The sequence below is a fragment of the Deefgea tanakiae genome (assembly GCF_019665765.1).
Classification (GTDB): Bacteria; Pseudomonadota; Gammaproteobacteria; order Burkholderiales; family Chitinibacteraceae; genus Deefgea; species Deefgea tanakiae.
Window position 1 is genome coordinate 1,959,154 of record NZ_CP081150.1, and the last position, 17,357, is coordinate 1,976,510.

13 protein-coding genes and 8 tRNA genes are annotated in these 17,357 nt (G+C 49.2%); 19 read left to right on the top strand and 2 right to left on the bottom strand.

Annotated elements, in window-relative coordinates; genetic code table 11:
* The first annotated feature begins 43 nt into the window (after nucleotides 1–43).
* The 6 genes from lolA to K4H28_RS09210 all read left to right on the top strand — a co-directional run bounded on the left by lolA (nucleotide 44) and on the right by K4H28_RS09210 (nucleotide 5,878).
* A complete protein-coding gene (lolA, locus tag K4H28_RS09185; RefSeq protein WP_221004924.1) occupies nucleotides 44–667 on the top strand; it encodes an outer membrane lipoprotein periplasmic chaperone LolA in 624 nt (207 codons plus the stop codon).
* Nucleotides 660–1,973 (top strand): replication-associated recombination protein A, encoded by a 1,314-nt coding sequence (locus tag K4H28_RS09190; protein WP_308443487.1) that lies wholly within the window; start codon nucleotides 660–662, stop codon nucleotides 1,971–1,973. Before lolA ends, K4H28_RS09190 begins: the two co-directional genes overlap by 8 nt.
* Nucleotides 1,974–2,122: 149 nt before the next feature.
* A complete protein-coding gene (gene serS, locus K4H28_RS09195) occupies nucleotides 2,123–3,409 on the top strand; it encodes a serine--tRNA ligase (RefSeq protein ID WP_221004926.1) in 1,287 nt (428 codons plus the stop codon).
* A 103-nt stretch (nucleotides 3,410–3,512) separates the two neighbouring features.
* Nucleotides 3,513–3,938, top strand: a complete 426-nt coding sequence (locus tag K4H28_RS09200) for an NfeD family protein (RefSeq protein WP_221004927.1) — start codon at nucleotides 3,513–3,515, stop codon at nucleotides 3,936–3,938.
* Nucleotides 3,939–3,956: 18 nt separating this feature from the next.
* Nucleotides 3,957–4,916: an SPFH domain-containing protein gene (locus K4H28_RS09205; protein ID WP_255573488.1), complete on the top strand. Its 960-nt coding sequence runs from the start codon at nucleotides 3,957–3,959 to the stop codon at nucleotides 4,914–4,916.
* 29 nt (nucleotides 4,917–4,945) lie between these two features.
* Nucleotides 4,946–5,878 (top strand): exopolyphosphatase, encoded by a 933-nt coding sequence (locus K4H28_RS09210; RefSeq protein ID WP_221004928.1) that lies wholly within the window; start codon nucleotides 4,946–4,948, stop codon nucleotides 5,876–5,878.
* 47 nt (nucleotides 5,879–5,925) lie between these two features.
* Here K4H28_RS09210 and K4H28_RS09215 read toward each other — a convergent pair whose 3' ends face one another.
* Nucleotides 5,926–6,831, bottom strand: a complete 906-nt coding sequence (locus tag K4H28_RS09215; RefSeq protein ID WP_221004929.1) for a polysaccharide deacetylase family protein — start codon at nucleotides 6,829–6,831, stop codon at nucleotides 5,926–5,928.
* 193 nt (nucleotides 6,832–7,024) lie between these two features.
* Nucleotides 7,025–7,342 (bottom strand): PilZ domain-containing protein, encoded by a 318-nt coding sequence (locus K4H28_RS09220; protein WP_221004930.1) that lies wholly within the window; start codon nucleotides 7,340–7,342, stop codon nucleotides 7,025–7,027.
* Between the two features lie 378 nt (nucleotides 7,343–7,720).
* On the opposite strand from K4H28_RS09220, the gene K4H28_RS09225 reads away from it, so the two are divergent.
* The 13 genes from K4H28_RS09225 (at nucleotide 7,721) to K4H28_RS09285 (ending at nucleotide 17,280) form a co-directional block, all read left to right on the top strand.
* Nucleotides 7,721–7,796 (top strand) — tRNA-Val (locus K4H28_RS09225).
* A 45-nt stretch (nucleotides 7,797–7,841) separates the two neighbouring features.
* Nucleotides 7,842–7,918: transfer RNA gene (locus K4H28_RS09230), tRNA-Asp, on the top strand.
* 20 nt (nucleotides 7,919–7,938) lie between these two features.
* A tRNA-Val gene (locus K4H28_RS09235) sits at nucleotides 7,939–8,014 on the top strand.
* Between the two features lie 32 nt (nucleotides 8,015–8,046).
* Nucleotides 8,047–8,123 (top strand) — tRNA-Asp (locus K4H28_RS09240).
* A 13-nt stretch (nucleotides 8,124–8,136) separates the two neighbouring features.
* Nucleotides 8,137–8,212, top strand: a tRNA-Val gene (locus K4H28_RS09245).
* 32 nt (nucleotides 8,213–8,244) lie between these two features.
* A tRNA-Asp gene (locus K4H28_RS09250) sits at nucleotides 8,245–8,321 on the top strand.
* Between the two features lie 12 nt (nucleotides 8,322–8,333).
* Nucleotides 8,334–8,409: transfer RNA gene (locus K4H28_RS09255), tRNA-Val, on the top strand.
* 32 nt (nucleotides 8,410–8,441) lie between these two features.
* Nucleotides 8,442–8,518, top strand: a tRNA-Asp gene (locus K4H28_RS09260).
* Nucleotides 8,519–8,630: 112 nt separating this feature from the next.
* Entirely contained in the window at nucleotides 8,631–9,869 is a 1,239-nt protein-coding gene (locus tag K4H28_RS09265) for a PAS domain-containing protein (protein ID WP_221004931.1), read from the top strand.
* Nucleotides 9,870–9,944: 75 nt separating this feature from the next.
* Nucleotides 9,945–13,880, top strand: coding sequence for an ATP-dependent RNA helicase HrpA (gene hrpA, locus K4H28_RS09270; protein ID WP_221004932.1), 3,936 nt, complete (start codon nucleotides 9,945–9,947; stop codon nucleotides 13,878–13,880).
* A 292-nt stretch (nucleotides 13,881–14,172) separates the two neighbouring features.
* Nucleotides 14,173–15,123, top strand: a complete 951-nt coding sequence (locus K4H28_RS09275) for a hypothetical protein (protein ID WP_221004933.1) — start codon at nucleotides 14,173–14,175, stop codon at nucleotides 15,121–15,123.
* Between the two features lie 310 nt (nucleotides 15,124–15,433).
* Entirely contained in the window at nucleotides 15,434–15,637 is a 204-nt protein-coding gene (locus tag K4H28_RS09280) for a hypothetical protein (protein ID WP_221004934.1), read from the top strand.
* A gap of 254 nt (nucleotides 15,638–15,891) precedes the next feature.
* The gene (locus K4H28_RS09285; RefSeq protein ID WP_221004935.1) at nucleotides 15,892–17,280 is read left to right on the top strand and encodes a lytic polysaccharide monooxygenase; all 1,389 of its coding nucleotides are present in this window, start codon (nucleotides 15,892–15,894) and stop codon (nucleotides 17,278–17,280) included.
* The last annotated feature ends 77 nt before the right edge of the window (nucleotides 17,281–17,357 follow it).

Here is a 17,357-nt window from a genome sequence, read left to right on the forward strand (position 1 = left end):
GCGGGGCTTTTTTGTTTACATGCGTAACATCAAGGATAGATAGATGAGAAAACTTACTCGTCAATTTCTGATCGTTTTTACAACGACACTCCTTGCATCGCCTGCCGTCTTAGCAAACAGCGTTGCAAAATTACAACAGCAGTTAAACGACATAAAAACGCTTCAAGCCAACTTTACTCAGCAAGTGAGTAGCAAAAATAACAAGCCCCAAACGTCGAACGGCCAAGTAAGCCTAGTCCGCCCCGGCAAGTTTCGCTGGATCTACAGCAAGCCCTATCCACAAGAAATCATCAGCGACGGCAAACAAGTCTGGCTGCATGACGTCGACCTTGCCCAAGTCACGATCAAACCCGTTGGCAAAGCACTCGATGCCAGCCCTGCCGCGGTTCTGGCTGGCAATAATAAACTGGACGCCAGTTTTACTGCCATCGAATTGCCGAATAAAGACGGCTTAAATTGGGTTGAACTAACGCCTAAGCAAAAAGAGAGCAGCTTTGCTCGCATTCGAATCGGGTTTAACGAGACTAATTTGTCCCGCATGGAGCTCGATGATCAGTTTGGTCAAACGACACAAATCCAGTTCTCTCAAGTCGTTCGCAACAAAGCCATAGATGATAAGTTATTCACTTTCACTCCACCCGCAGGAAGCGATGTCATCCGTGAATGATTTGTTTAGCAATAAGCCGGTGCAACCTCTCGCAGAGCAGCTACGTCCCAAATCGATTACGGATGTCGTAGGTCAACAGCACTTACTCGCAAAAGGTAAACCGCTCGCGCTGGCTTTAGCGAGCGGCAAAGCACATTCCATGATCTTTTGGGGCCCGCCCGGCGTGGGCAAGACCACATTGGCGCGTTTACTTGCCAATGCGTTTGACTGCGAACTAATTGCCCTGTCGGCGGTGTTTTCAGGCGTCAAAGATATTCGCCTCGCGATGGATCAGGCCGAGTGCAATCTACAACTCAATCGACGTACGATTTTGTTTGTCGACGAAGTCCACCGTTTTAATAAAGCGCAGCAAGATGCTTTTCTACCCTTTGTCGAATCTGGGCTAATTACCTTTATTGGCGCAACCACCGAAAATCCATCCTTTGAAGTGAATGCGGCATTGTTGTCGCGCGCACAAGTATATGTATTGCATTCATTGACTGAAGCTGATCTCAGCCAGCTCATTCAACGAGCAGAGAAACAGCTTGATCCGACGATCACGATTGCTGCGGATGCCGTGCCTGCATTCATCGATCTCGCCGACGGAGATGGTCGCCGCCTACTGAATTTGATTGAGCAAGCCAGCCAAGCAGCACAAGCGAGCCAGCGCAACCACATCAACGCGGCGTTTCTCGCCGATGCATTGAGCATCAGTAGCCGACGTTTTGATAAAGGCGGAGATCATTTCTACGACCAAATTTCTGCACTACATAAATCAGTACGCGGCTCGAATCCCGATGGTGCGCTGTATTGGCTGGTACGGATGCTTGATGGCGGCGCAGATGCACGTTACTTAGCGCGCCGCATTGTACGCATGGCCTGGGAAGATATCGGCCTCGCTGATCCGCGTGCAATGCAAATTGCCAATGATGCCGCTACAACGTTTGAGCGACTTGGCTCACCCGAGGGTGAGCTCGCCCTAGCGCAAGCCGTGATTTATCTCGCGGTAGCACCAAAATCAAACGCAGGCTACTTGGCCTACAAAGCGGCGAAAGCACTGGTTAAACAAGACCAATCCCGTGACGTACCGATGCATCTACGCAATGCCCCCACCAAACTAATGGCAGAGCTAGGACACGGCCATGAATATCGCTACGCTCACGATGAGCCCGATGCCTATGCCGCCGGTGAAACCTATTTGCCTGAAGGCTTAAATCACGCGCGCTTTTATGAGCCCACACCACGTGGCTTAGAGCAAAAAATCACCCAAAAAATGCAGCATTTAGCTGAGCTTGATGTCGAATGGAATAAAAACCAAAGCAAATAATCAATAATTTTCTATGTATCTTGATACAGCTCTTTTACATCATAGCCCAGCAGCAAATACCCAATAAATAGCCATTTTTACCTCAATAGATACCGAGCCACCACGGCCTTGGTGTAAAATCTCTTCATTCATTCAAACGACAATCTACTATGCTCGATATCCAACTCCTTCGCACTGACCTCGCCGCCGTAACTGCACGCTTGGCTGAGCGTAAATTTGTCCTCGACGCAGCCGCATTCCAAGCGCTTGAAGATGAACGTAAAATTTTGCAAACCCAAACGCAAGACCTACAAGCGAAACGCAATACCAGCTCAAAACAAATTGGCGCAGCTAAAGCCAAAGGTGAAGACGTTAGCGCCATCATGGGCGAAGTGGCCAATTTGGGCGACGAACTCAAAGCCGCAGAAAGCACATTCGCCCAATTGGATGAGCGCATCAAAACGCTGTTGCAACACATCCCGAATCTCCCCGCTGCAGACGTACCTTTTGGTACCGATGAAAGCGGCAATCTCGAAGTGAGCCGCTGGGGCACGCCACATAGCTTTGATTTTGCAGTCAAAGACCACGTGGATTTAGGTGCACCACTGGGCTTAGATTTTGAAACAGGCGCTAAACTCTCTGGCAGCCGCTTTAGTGTATTGCGCGGCCCCGTTGCGAAGCTTCATCGCGCTCTTGCGCAATTCATGCTCAATACGCACAGCAATGAGCACGGCTACGAAGAGATGTACACTCCCTACATCGTCAACGACACAGCACTTTTCGGTACGGGCCAGTTGCCAAAATTCGCTGAAGACATGTTCAAAGTGACGCGGGGTGGCGAAGAAGGCAATGTGGATCAGTACCTGATTTCAACCTCTGAAATCACGCTCACCAACACCGTCGCAGGTGATTTACTCAAGCTTGAGCAATTGCCGATCAAACTCACGGCACATTCACCATGCTTCCGCTCTGAAGCTGGTTCGTACGGTCGTGACGTGCGCGGCATGATTCGTCAGCATCAATTTGACAAAGTCGAAATGGTGCAAATTGTTCACCCAGAGCAATCAGATGCAGCCCTTGAAGAACTCGTAGGCCATGCAGAAAAAATCCTGCAATTGCTTGAACTACCTTACCGCAAAGTCTTGCTGTGCACGGGGGACATGGGCTTTAGCAGCCAAAAAACTTACGATCTCGAAGTCTGGTTACCGGCACAAAATACGTTCCGTGAGATTTCGAGTTGCTCCAACATGGGCGCTTTCCAAGCTCGCCGTATGCAAGCGCGCTTTAAAAATGAAGCGGGCAAGAATGAGTTGGTTCATACGCTCAATGGCTCGGGTCTCGCAGTCGGCCGCACTTTGGTTGCGGTACTAGAAAACTACCAAAATGCCGATGGCTCAGTGAATGTACCAAGTGTTTTACGCCCTTACTTGGGCGGATTGGAAAAGCTGACGGCTTAATCTCCACCACTTCATGCAAAAGCGCACGATATAGTGCGCTTTTTTTGCGCCTACGGCTTGAGTCAGCTAGGCTAGTCGAATCTATACGACCTGAAACGGCGCTATGTCTACTACCAGCTTCTGGCTCATCCTTGCCGCCATCCTGATTTCTTGTGAAATTTTCACAACGACTTTCTATCTTTTAGCGATTGCACTTGGCTTTTTAATTGCAGCAGCCGCAGCAAGCCTCAATTTCAGCATCGAAGTACAAATTGGCCTCAGTGGCCTATTTGCGCTACTTGCCGTACTCGGGGTTCGCCAATGGAAAATCAAACATCCACGGATTGAAACGCTAGTCGATGCGGATGATATTGGGCAACGAATTGAAATTGAAACATGGCTAGATGATCAACACGCCCGCGTTAAATACCGAGGCAGTTACTGGGATGCCGTCACCGCGCCCAATACTCAAAAGGCTGAGCATCTACACTGGGTCATCAGTGCGCGCCATGGTGCAACCCTGGAAATCACCCCACTATTATCAAATTAATTGTTCTGGAGAACTTTAATGTCTTATGAATTCATGCTGGCTTTTCTGGTTGTCGCGATCATTTTTGTCGCAAAAACCTTCAAAATCGTACCTCAGCAAAGCGCGCTCGTAATTGAACGCCTTGGGCGTTTCCATGCGGTGCTCGCACCCGGCCTAAGCATCGTGATTCCGTTTATTGATCGTGTGGCGTATAAGCACTCCCTCAAAGAAATCCCACTCGATATACCAAGCCAAGTATGTATTACCCGCGACAACACCCAACTGCAAGTCGATGGCATTTTGTATTTCCAAGTAATTGACCCACGCATGGCATCGTATGGTAGCTCTGACTATGTGATGGCCATTAGCCAACTCGCGCAAACCACTTTGCGCTCTGTAGTGGGTAAATTAGAGATGGACAAAACATTTGAAGAGCGAGATGAAATCAACCGCTCGATTGTTGCTGCTCTCGATGAAGCAGCAGCAAGCTGGGGCGTTAAAGTGCTCCGCTACGAAATTAAAGACTTAACCCCACCCCAAGCGATTTTGCATTCAATGCAGCAACAAATCACCGCAGAGCGTGAAAAACGCGCACTCATTGCACAATCTGAGGGCGTGAAACAGCAGCAAATTAACTTGGCAACGGGCCAACGCGAAGCCGCAATTCAACAATCACAAGGTGAAATGCAGGCCAACATCAACGAATCCGAAGGTGAACGCCAAGCGCAGATCAATCGTGCCACTGGTGAAGCTGAAGCACTGCGTTTAGTCGCGCATGCCACGGCAGAAGCCGTACAAGCCGTCGCAGCTGCGATTCAAACGCCAGGTGGTATGGAAGCGGTCAACCTCAAAGTTGCAGAACAATATGTCGCCGCCTTTGGCAATATCGCCAAAACTGGCAACACAATGCTATTGCCGAGTAATGCGGCCGATGTGGCAGGCATGGTAGCGACAGCAATGAATGTCGTGAAATCTGCAAACTTGCAAAAAACCAACTAAAGTAAATGCACTAACGCAGGAGCTTTCCCATGGCAGATCAAAAATACCGTTTGGTAACCCGCAGTGATTTTGATGGTTTAGTGTGTGCCGTTCTACTCAATGAGCTCGATCTCATTGACGATATTTTGTTTGTACACCCGAAAGACATGCAAGATGGGAAAGTGCCGATCACCGATCGCGACATTACCACCAACCTTCCTTATGTCGCGGGTGCTTATCTAGCTTTCGACCACCACTTATCTGAAACCATTCGCAACGACGGCAAGCTAAAAAATCATATCATTGATCCTAAAGCCCCTTCAGCTGCGCGCGTTGTTTATGACTATTACGGTGGTAAAGAACGCTTCAACGACATCAGCGATGACATGATGCTCGCGGTCGATAAAGCCGATTCAGCTGAATTTACTCGCGATGAAATTCTTAATCCGAATGATTGGGTGTTACTCAATTACCTGATGGATGCAAGGACAGGATTGGGGCGCTTTAGAAGTTTTAGAATTTCAAACTATCAACTGATGATGGATTTAATTAAGTACTGCCGCCATCACGGCATCGATGAAATCCTTAAACTACCCGATGTCATCGAGCGCATTGAGCTCTACATGGAACACGCGCCACTAGCCAAAGAGCAAATTCAGCGCTGCAGTCGCATTTATGACAATCTCGTCGTTTTGGATTTGCGTGATGAAGAAACCATTTACGCCACCAATCGCTTTATGATTTATGCACTGTATCCACAGTGCAACATCTCGATTCACGTGATGTGGGGATTGCAAAAACAAAACACCGTCTTCGCTACCGGCAAATCGATTATCAATCGCTCATCGCAAACCAATATCGGCGAGTTGATGCTGCAATACGGTGGTGGCGGCCATGAAAATGCAGGCACCTGCCAAATCGCCAACAATAAAGTCGATGAAGCACTCAGAGAATTAGCACTCAAAATCACTTCGGATGGCTAATTTTAAATTGATCACCCAATAAAAATGCCGCAATCTGCGGCATTTTTTTATTCGCTTGGGTAATTTCGTCCTTGTGTGGCTAACAAACCATGACGCCCTTCACATGGTAAATATTCGACTTCGTGATAAGCGACATCTGCAATTTTTACTTGTCGACACAGCTCACCCAAGCTAACCACTTTATAACCTTGCGCTAGCCAGCCTTCCAATAGTCGAGAAAAATCATCGACTGCTTGCACACCTTCAAAATCGGCAGCTGCGTTATAAACATGGCCAAAATCCGACTCTTGACTGGTCAGTGCCAATATCGCTTCAACACGGTCAACACCAGAAACAGACTGAATTTCTTCTAGCATTGGCAATGTCACGGGCAATTGTATGCAGCGTGAAATTTCAGCATTTGAAACAGGAAAATATGGAGAAACACCTCGGGTATCACTTGCAAAAGCAAACTGAGCAAGCTGCTCAGCCCGATACACACCACGATGACCTTGCCAAGACTTTGCGGAAAAAGCGACGGGCATTTGCCCTGTTAAGCGACTAAACACTTCAATGTCACTTTGCAAAACACTCGCCACCTCGGTTGGCGTCCAGTGCGCAATGGTTCGCTGCCATTCATAATTTTGCGTAGGCCGCAGGCCATGTTCAAAAGACGAAGACTGCAAAGCTTGCATTGCACAAAGCGCACTTTTTTTCAATGAAGGGGAAGGAGAAAAACTACCGCGTAATAAAGCCTTCCAGCCGAATCGGGCCTTCAGCGCTTGCACACCAGCACCTTGAAAACGCCTTAAACCACGAGCGGGCCATAAAAAAGTGCCGTTTTTTTCATTCCCTAAGGACCAAAAAAAAGTCGCACCACATTCACGCGCCGACAGCAATTGACTCAAGCGAGGCACACCGAGTTCGATGGCTGATAAACTATCAACATCAATTTTTAAAGCGATAAGTTTCATTTGAAATTCGAGAAATGGCAGGACAAATTCGGTGCAGAAAGAAATGCACCACATCAATTGCCCGCTAGTGTACTACGAGTCTATGTCAGTTATCTTGTAAAGACTGCGAAGAATGCACCTAGATAAACACAAAACGACACTTAAATTTCGTTCAAGCATAATTTTGAGATGCGTGGCGCACAATAAAGATTGATTAGCTGTGAACTTGAATAATTTCTAAACCCAACTCAAAAAGCGTCGAAAATTCAATTTTGTGGCTTCGCTTTACACGTACACGGGCTGAAAAAGGCTCACTACGTAATATGTGAGATCGGGCCGGCATCAAAAAAATATCGAACTCCTCCTCTGGGCGAGGCACATAGCTAGTCTTCACCGTCATGCCCGTTACGCTCAAGTCAGTGCAATCCCCATAAAAAGGCAAACCCAAGTCCATAGGGCGAATTTTTACTTTATAAGAGACCTGCATTCGCAGCGCACCACGTTGATCTTGTTCGCGCATCCCGACTTTCATAAGCACACCTTATTTAAGGCCATCATCCAGAGCCAGTGAATTCACAATAATGGGTTGCAGCTTAAAGTGAGCGAAGCAAAATGCAAAGAGCCGACCATCAGACGACTCGATAGCAAGCGCAAACACCAATTACCATTTAATGCAGTACCGAGACCAAGTCATTCTTTTGTAGTAGACGCAGCGCTATACCCCCGATAGTCACGACGTCTTCTGCAATTTCAAAAAAATTCTTCGAAAAGCGACACCATTTTAATTAACTGATTCATAAAGATTTTCTGAACACATCAGCGACCGAGATGCATAAATATCAGAATTTTGTCGCAAAATGAGTTGACGCCAGAATCGAGAAATGATTTAATTCGGCCTCTCTCGAACGAGGGGTCGTTAGCTCAGTTGGTAGAGCGCCTGCCTTACAAGCAGGATGTCGGCGGTTCGACCCCGTCACGACCCACCACTTTTTATCAAGTGTGGTTCAAGAAAGTAAGTAGTAAATGCTATTGGAGTGGTAGTTCAGTTGGTTAGAATACCGGCCTGTCACGCCGGGGGTCGCGGGTTCGAGTCCCGTCCACTCCGCCAGCAAACAAATGTAGCACAATGGGTCGTTAGCTCAGTTGGTAGAGCGCCTGCCTTACAAGCAGGATGTCGGCGGTTCGACCCCGTCACGACCCACCAAGTTTTATGCAGTAAATAATTAATACCACTGCGGAGTGGTAGTTCAGTTGGTTAGAATACCGGCCTGTCACGCCGGGGGTCGCGGGTTCGAGTCCCGTCCACTCCGCCACTAGTTTTAAAATGGGTCGTTAGCTCAGTTGGTAGAGCGCCTGCCTTACAAGCAGGATGTCGGCGGTTCGACCCCGTCACGACCCACCAAGTTTTATGCAGTAAATAATTAATACCACTGCGGAGTGGTAGTTCAGTTGGTTAGAATACCGGCCTGTCACGCCGGGGGTCGCGGGTTCGAGTCCCGTCCACTCCGCCACAGTTTCAAAATGGGTCGTTAGCTCAGTTGGTAGAGCGCCTGCCTTACAAGCAGGATGTCGGCGGTTCGACCCCGTCACGACCCACCAAGTTTTCTCAGCAAATAATTCAATACCACTGCGGAGTGGTAGTTCAGTTGGTTAGAATACCGGCCTGTCACGCCGGGGGTCGCGGGTTCGAGTCCCGTCCACTCCGCCACTTCCCTTGTTGCTTCCTGTCTTAAATTCAAAAAAAATCATACCTAATTTTCAGCATTCAAGTTAACATTGGCGCCATATACACTAATACCAATGGCATTCGCTGATTGCTTATGACACAAAAAATTGCACCGCTGAACTGGTCTACCAGTAGCAAATATAAACAAGCGCGCACCCTTGTTTATATTGCTATTTTTCTTAGTGCATTCATTTTATTGATTTTTTCTTTTGGTGAAAGTAAATTCACTGTATTTAGTCAGATTAGCCTTGCTCTTTCCTTGTTCCTATTATTGGCCACACTCTGCTATGTCCAAGTGGTATTAAAGTCCAAGAAAGAAAAACCAACCCCTTCACAACACACGACCATTGTACCGCCCGCCGAAGCAGCCGAAGCTTTGCACGCTTTACCTGATTTGATTTGGACTATCGATTACGCAAGCCGCCGCGTTACCGCTCAAAACCAAGCACTGAGTACCACTCACCCAGATGGCATTGAGCAAACCAAACTAGCATCGCTATTTCCGGCCCGTGTTTCACGCCAATTTTTGGAAAGCCTAATCAAAATTCAAAATACACAAACCGCACAGCGGTTTGAATATCAACTCGACAATACTGAAATTACCTTCGAAGCCCGCCTATCACCACTCACGACTCGTAGTTGCGTCGTTATTATTCGTGATATTTCGAGCACCAAGGCAATCGAAACGGCGTTATTCCAGCAGCAAATGTTCACCCAACAAATTCTGGATGCGAATCCAAGTTTGATTTTCGTTCGGGATCAACATAAACGCTTCTTGCTCGTCAACCAAGCGACCCAGTCATTACTGGGGCATGAGCTGCTAGTTCAATCGCACATGGGCCTGGATGAAGATACCTCCATTCTCACTAAGGGCGACGACGAAGTTCTAGAGCATGGAAACACCGTGAGACTCGAAGACCACTGCACACTGAGCAATGGCCGAACCCACTGGTTTGACCTCACCAAAATACCGCTTGAGCGTGAAGGCCAAGTTTATATTTTGACAATTGCCATCGACATCACTCACCTCAAAGAAGCCGAACAAGCGCAAGCGGGCACCAGCCATTTAGTGCGAGCCATGGCCGACGTTCTGCCACAGCCTTTCTTACTGGTTGAAAATGAAGTCATTCAATTTGCCAATATGGCAGCCTGTGCTCGCTTGGGCGTTACACCTGAAAATCTAATTGGCGAATGCATCAGCCAATTCGCCCAAGGTGAACATCAATACGCCAATCTCACCCACCTAAAAAACATTGCAGGAGAAGCGATTGACTGCGCGCTACATAAAGTAGACCGTGGCAATCAAAACACGCATCTCGTGACGCTGCAATGAGCATTGTTTGTACAGAAGCATTGTGGCTGTACATGGTAAAATCGCGCCTTTAGTGCCTTTTAAGCCGCCGCTGCAATGAATCTGGACTTTCGCGCCCTGCGCGCACAACTCGCTGACTGCCAATCCAACGACTATCACTCGCTCTCTCGTCTTTTGCAGCAATGCAACGAGCGGCAAAAAAAGCAGCAAGACTTTGCACAGCAACACGCCGACTTGCTCGCAGGCATCGCCAAATCGCAAGCCAAAACCGCATTGCGCCGCGAAAAGCTCCCGATTCCCGACTACGACGACAGCCTACCCGTCAATCAACGACGCGATGAGCTGAAAGCCGCAATTGCCAAGCACCAAGTTGTCATCGTCTGCGGTGAAACCGGCTCAGGTAAAACCACGCAGCTGCCCAAAATTTGTTTAGAACTTGGTCGTGGTGTGCATGGCTTGATTGGTCACACGCAACCACGCCGTTTGGCTGCGCGCTCAGTCGCTAGCCGCATCGCACAAGAGCTCAAATCCGAAACCGGCGCCATTGTCGGCTATAAAGTCCGCTTTACCGACAAAAGCTCACCATCGAGCTACATCAAGTTGATGACCGACGGGATTTTGCTTGCCGAAACGCTATCTGATCGCTATTTAAATCAATACGACACCATCATTATCGACGAGGCGCACGAGCGCAGCTTGAACATCGACTTTTTGCTCGGTTACTTGAAGCAACTCTTACCGCGTCGCCCTGATCTCAAAGTCATCGTCACCTCGGCAACGATTGATTCCGACCGTTTCAGCAAGCATTTCAATAATGCGCCGGTAATGGAAGTCTCTGGCCGCACCTTCCCAGTTGAAGTGCGTTACAAAGAGCTCGCCAGCAAAGACGAAGACGACCAAGAAATCGAGATGGAAGAAGCCATCGCGCAAGCGGTCGATGAGTTATGGCGTAAAGATGGCAGCGGCGATGTGCTGGTGTTTTTACCGGGCGAGCGCGAGATTCGCGAAACCGCCGAAGAACTACGCAAAGCCAAACTGCGCGACGCTGAAATCCTGCCGCTGTTCGCCCGATTATCCAATGAAGATCAGCAGCGCATTTTCCGCCCGAGCAGCACAGGGCGACGTATCGTGCTGGCGACCAATGTAGCCGAGACTTCGCTAACGGTACCCGGCATTCGTTATGTAATCGACAGCGGCCAAGCAAGGATTAACCGCTACAGCCCGCGCGCGAAAGTCGAGCAACTCTTGATCGAAAAAATCTCGCAAGCCTCGGCGCGCCAACGTGCTGGTCGTTGCGGCCGTGTCGCCAGCGGGATTTGCGTTCGCCTGTATTCAGAACAAGATTTTTTGCTTCGCTCTGAATTTACCGATCCAGAAATCACCCGCTCTAGTTTAGCGGGCGTCATTTTGCGTATGGCCGCACTCAAACTCGGCAATGTGGTTGATTTTCCATTTTTGGAAGCCCCATCCAGCAAATTGATTTCCGATGGGTATCAGCAGCTACGCGAATTGGGTGCTGTCAATGATAGTGATACCCTCACCGATATTGGTCGACAACTCGCCCGCCTTCCCGTTGACCCACGCGTTGGCCGGATGTTGATTGCGGGGCGTGATGAAGGCTGTTTGAAGGAAATGTTGATTATTACCTCAGGGCTCTCACTCCAAGACCCACGCGAACGCCCGTATGAAGCGCGCGCGGCGGCCGATCAAGCGCACGCCAAGTTCAATGAAGAAAAATCAGATTTCCTCTCTTATTTGCGGCTGTGGGAATTCTTTGAAAAACTGTTGGCCGATAAAACGACCAATCGCCAATTGGTGCAAGATTGCCATCGTTCGTTCTTGTCCTATTTGCGTTTGCGCGAATGGCGCGAATTGCATAAACAGCTTTCCGATATGGTCATCAGTGAAGAGGCAAGCGACGCGCGGCACCGCCATGCGCCCTTCCGCTTGAACGAAAAGCCGGCTACGTTTGAGCAAATTCATAAAGCCTTGATTACGGGCCTATTGGGTAATTTAGGTTTCAAACAGCCAGAAAACGACGAATACCTCGGTGCGCGCGGCATTAAATTTAATGTGTTTCCTGGCTCTAGCCTGAAAAAAACGCGGCCAAAATGGATAGTCGCGGCGGAACTAGTAGAAACCAGCAAGCTCTACGCGCGCTGCGTCGCTGCGATTGAACCCGAATGGATAGAAAAACTCGCGCCGCATCTGATCAAGAAACAATACTTTGATCCGCATTGGAGCAAAGACAATGCGCAAGTCAATGCATCGCTCCGTATTACGCTGTATGGCTTGCCGATTGTAGCGCGCAGGACGATACACTTCGGGAGTATCAACCCTGCCGAGGCCCGCGAGATGTTTATCCGCGAAGCTTTGGTGCGCTTTAACTACAACAGCAAAGCCAAGTTTTTCGACCACAACTTTGCGATGCTGCTCGATGTGGAAGAACTAGAGCACAAAACGCGCCGCCAAGACGTCTTGGTCGATGAAAACGCCCTCTTCGCTTTTTTCGATGCGATCATTCCGCAAGACATCGTCAATGGCGCTGGCTTTGAAGCTTGGCGCAAAGGCGCAGAAAAACTCAATCCGCAACTGCTCTACCTGCAAAAAGACGACCTGATGCAGCACAGCGCAGCGGCGGTCACCGAAGAGCAATACCCAGAATTCATCCGCGTGCACGACATCAAACTGCCGCTATCGTATCGCTTTGAACCCGGCCACGTGCTCGATGGCGTGACGATGACGCTGCCGCTGCATTTGCTCAATCGCGTCAATCACGCGACGTTTGATTGGCTGGTGCCCGGCTTAATCCGTGAAAAAATCACGCTACTGATTAAATCGCTGCCCAAATCGACTCGTCGCCTCTGTGTACCGGTGCCCGAATTTGCGACCAAAATGCTCACCGCGCTGGAAACCGCTAGCCGTGACGAACCACTGCTACCGCAACTGGCGCAAGCGACCACGCGCGGCGTTGGCCAGCCCGTCAGCGCTGATGAATTCAGTCAAACTGATTTACCACTGCATTTACGGATGAATTTCCGCGTCGTCGATGACGCAGGCCAAGAGCTCGCCCAAGGCCGCGATTTGATTGCGATTCGCGCTCAGCTCGGCGAGGCGGCGCAACTCACCTTCCGCGATACCGCGGATGAAACCACGGGCATCGAGAAATCGGGCATTACAAAATGGGATTTTGGCGATCTACCCGCCAAACTCAATTTCAAACGTCATGGCAAAGCGATGACGGGCTACCCCGGCCTTGTACCCGACGAAGACGAAGCGGGTAAAGAATGCGTCGCGATTCGTCTGTTTGATACCGAACACGCCGCGAATGAAGCGCACCGTGCTGGCGTCGTCCGCCTGCTGCAATTTGAACTCAAAGAGCATCTGAAGCAATTACCGAAGGCGCTGCCGAACTTTAACCAGCTCGCGATTCATTATCGTTCGCTCGGCAATAGCGACGAGCTAATGGCGGACGTCATCGCCTGCATCTGCAACCGCGCCTTTTTGGGCGACGACGAAGCGCCGCGCAAAAAGAAAGACTTTGACGACCAAAAAAGCCGCGCCAAAGTACGCCTACCGTCAGTGCGCGACGCCGTGCTACGCACGCTCAACGACATCGCACCCGATTTTGTCGCACTCGGCACGCTGACCGCCAAAGGCGGAAATATCCAAAACGAGCTAAAAACCCAGCTCAGCGAGCTGATCTACAAAGGCTTTCTCACCGCCACGCCATGGGAGCAATTACCGCGCGTTCCCGTTTACATCAAAGCGATGAAAGTCCGCCTAGAAAAACGCGCCCAAAACCCAAACCGCGACGGCCAACGCGGCGCAGAAGTGGCTGAATTGATGCAGAGGTATCTGGCTGAAATCGATAAATGGCAAAGAGAAGGAAGAGATACTTCGACCCTATTGCCATTCAGATGGATGATTGAGGAATTACGCGTTGGCTTGTTTGCGCAGGAGTTGCGGACACCGTATCCGGTATCAGTAAAGCGGTTGGATAAGATTTGGGGTGAGATTACGAAGCGGTGATGGTTGATCAATGTTGATGTGTAGGGTGGGTTAGCCGAAGGCGTAACCCACCAAAATATGAATCAAAACGCCATTTCAGCGCGGGCATGACCCGACCTACATGGCTTTAGGTGCAATCTAGAACCGCCAATACCAACATCATGGGAATTTAGTTAAGTCGACAACCCAAAGAAGTCTTATGCAAAGAAAACTACACCCCCTACACTCGATGCAGCCAAAGGCATTATCAAAAATTGCTTTCAGCAAAATACCTCTCACAATATGCCTTATTTGCCTTTTGTCGGGTTGCAAGTTGAACATATTTACTCGACAGGAGCCATCAACGCTGTTTTTTGATGATTTTAATATTGAAACAGTTAATGAACTAACCCAGCGTGGTTGGGTAGTTGCGGATGATGCCCAACAGTTCAGTTACAACATACCTCAACAAAAGCAGCGCAATCAGTACCGAAATAATATTGCTAATTGGCGCGCGGATCAGATTAGCTTAGTCGATCTGGCTGGAGAACCAGAAAAGCGTGTAGTAGAGTTGTTTGCCAAAAGTGACGGCACGTGGAATAGGCATTCCCAGTTTTGCCAGCCACCGCGTTTTGCTATCGGCACCTTCTCGGCAAGAGTAAAGTTAAATAACAGCCATAACACTATGGATGGTGACGCGCTTAATAAACATTTCCTATTGAACGGCATCGGCATCAGTCAGCAGAGCGCTCGTAGCAAGCACTCCTTTACTTACGAGCAGCGCCCCGGCTACACGCACCCCATCCTGATTAACGAGCAGTTGCAATATGACACGAAGCGTAGCTTCACTGGAGATCAACCGCGCAGAGAAATTGGGTATGTAGCACCCGGCTGGTATCAGCTCACAATCCAGTTCAACCCAAAAGCCACGTATTGCCGTAGACACAACCGTGCAACGCACTGCCTACCTACTGTGCGTTTTTTCCTTGATGATGAACAGGTCAGCGAACTACCGATTTACACTGCTTCTTTGGAGGCGAAATTTGGCATGACTTTCGCTCATTATTACCCCTCCGTTGTTAGCAATGACTACCTTAGGGTAGAAACCATGCAAATCGATTGGGTATATCATGCCCCAAACATCCTACTTCGACCGAATGAAATTCGCTCCTATGTAGATGAGCATCGCCGTGCTCATCGCTCTTTTATTGACACGACCGCAACAAGAGTCATCCACGATGCAGAGAAGGAACCATATCGCTGCCCCATCACCACACAAGAATGATACTTTCCGTTCACAATCATAGCCTTGTAGAGCGGGGCACGACCTGCGCTGATTACCAGTGGCGATATGGAAACAAATTGGCGGGTTACGCCGTCGGCTAACCACGCCCTACACTGTGAAATTCAAAACCGCTTCTAACGGGAATTTAAAACTATAACCCGAGCATTTCGACAAATACCTACCTTTGTATTGCCCTGTATCTCATTACAATCATTAATCAAGCCGATATACCCTACCGCTTATTAGAACAAATTGCCCGTGGAGCCGCGCCGTTAGGGAGGTGATTGGCGAGGTCTTAAGACGCGACTGTTTGAGCTGCGCGACGCTAGCGCGCAGCGAGTTTGAGCGTCGCCTTGCCAATTGCCGGACGGACGGGGTTTCGTGGCGATCGGGCGCGCGCGGGTTGCAAGGGGCGGCGCAAGACCCGCTCCTTGCTCGTTTGGCCGGCGAAACGGCCGACTCACCGCCTGCGCCAGCAGGCTCAGCAACGCAGCCAAAAACCTACAAAAAATGATTTCACAGCGCCAGAAATAAGTGTTATCCCTTACTCCAAACCCCATTCCCTGTGCCCCACTTCACACAATCCAACACAGTAAGAAAAGCCTGCAAGAAACATTTGTTAAATCAATCCACTGCATGATAAATTACGCGCGCTTAGTGCCAAGATAAATCAATATTATCAGAAACTTATAAGCAAATTTGTGCTGCAACCGCACATCAAATTGCCTAAAGCTAAGCCACCAAACCACAAAACTCGGAGCAGACGACGTGAACAAAAAACAAATCTCAAGCCTGATTGCCACTAGCCTTTTCGCTGCCAGCGGCGCGCTGGTGATGCCACAAATGGTATCCGCCCACGGATCAATGGAAGTGCCAGTCAGCCGTGGTTTAAGCTGCTTTAACGAAGGCCCAGAAACGCTTAAATCAGCAGCCTGCCAAGCCGCAGCAGCGACTTCTGGCAAGCAAATGTTGTACGACTGGACAGGTGTGAATCAACTGCCGAATGGTGATCACAAAGCATTTGTACCAGATGGCCAGTTGTGTGGCGGTGGCAAACCTGATTACGCTGGCCTGAATTTGCCGCGTAACGATTGGGCGACTACGCCGATTGCACCCGATGCTAACGGTAACTTTGATTTTGTTTTTTACGGTACTGCGCCACACCAAACTCGCGATTGGCAACTCTATGTGACGCGCGATGGTTGGAATCAAAATCAGCCACTCAAATGGGCTGATCTAGAGAACTTCTGCACCTTGGGTAATCTTCCAGTTGATAGCAATAAACGCTATAAACTGAGCTGCAAATTGCCGAAAAAAACCGGCCAACACATTATTTATTTGACTTGGCAGCGTAGCGATAGCGCTGAAGCTTTTTACTCATGCTCTGATGTGAAATTCACGGGTGGCGTTTCTAATTTCAAAGAAATCGGTCAAGTACGTGCGGTGCAAAATTTAACTGAAGGGACAAAAGTCTCATTCCGCCTGTTTGACAACAAAGGCTTTGACGTTGAAAACATCCAAGTGACCTTGGGCTTTGACAATGTGACGGGCTTAGATTCAACACAGATGGCCAACTGGCCGTACGCGTTGGCGCAAAAAGTAAATGAAACCTCACGTAATATCAGTATTGGTGTCTTGCAAAGCAATGGCACGATCAATCCTGTGAAGAGCGCTCAGGACAACCGTGTTTACAATCGCAGCGGCATGGATTTGACGTATCAAATCGATATTGCTTCACCGGGCGGTGCAACACCAAAACCAACAGTGGCACCAACACCGACGGTTGCGCCAACCGCAACACCAGTGGTTACAGCGACACCAAAACCGACTGTTGCCCCAACGACAACACCGATTGTTACTGCGACACCGAAACCAACAGTAGCGCCAACAGCAACACCGGTTGCAACTGTGACACCGAAACCAACAGTGGCACCAACACCTGTTACCACTCCAACACCGGTTGCGACAGTGAGACCAACAACTGCACCGAGCGATGCTTGTGTTACGGCATGGAATTCTGCGACTCAATACACGACACCAAATATGAAAGTGAGCTACAGCGGCCGCAACTACAGCAATAAATGGTGGACTGTGGGCGAAGTACCATCGGCTTCTGGCCAATGGGGTGTATGGAAAGATCTGGGTGTCTGCAAATAATGATGCCCTGCACTGAATAACTCAGTGCAGATGTAAAAATAGCCCGCTTCATCGCGGGCTATTTTTTTATGCTTTGA

Excerpts from the sequence above, each read along its gene's own strand:
- lolA (WP_221004924.1), top strand. The coding sequence starts at position 44 with ATGAGAAAACTTACTCGTCAATTTCTGATCGTTTTTACAACGACACTC.
- serS (WP_221004926.1), top strand. The coding sequence starts at position 2,123 with ATGCTCGATATCCAACTCCTTCGCACTGACCTCGCCGCCGTAACTGCA.
- K4H28_RS09200 (WP_221004927.1), top strand. The coding sequence starts at position 3,513 with ATGTCTACTACCAGCTTCTGGCTCATCCTTGCCGCCATCCTGATTTCT.
- K4H28_RS09205 (WP_255573488.1), top strand. The coding sequence starts at position 3,957 with ATGTCTTATGAATTCATGCTGGCTTTTCTGGTTGTCGCGATCATTTTT.
- K4H28_RS09210 (WP_221004928.1), top strand. The coding sequence starts at position 4,946 with ATGGCAGATCAAAAATACCGTTTGGTAACCCGCAGTGATTTTGATGGT.
- K4H28_RS09215 (WP_221004929.1), bottom strand. The coding sequence starts at position 6,831 with ATGAAACTTATCGCTTTAAAAATTGATGTTGATAGTTTATCAGCCATC.
- K4H28_RS09220 (WP_221004930.1), bottom strand. The coding sequence starts at position 7,342 with ATGAAAGTCGGGATGCGCGAACAAGATCAACGTGGTGCGCTGCGAATG.
- K4H28_RS09265 (WP_221004931.1), top strand. The coding sequence starts at position 8,631 with ATGACACAAAAAATTGCACCGCTGAACTGGTCTACCAGTAGCAAATAT.
- hrpA (WP_221004932.1), top strand. The coding sequence starts at position 9,945 with ATGAATCTGGACTTTCGCGCCCTGCGCGCACAACTCGCTGACTGCCAA.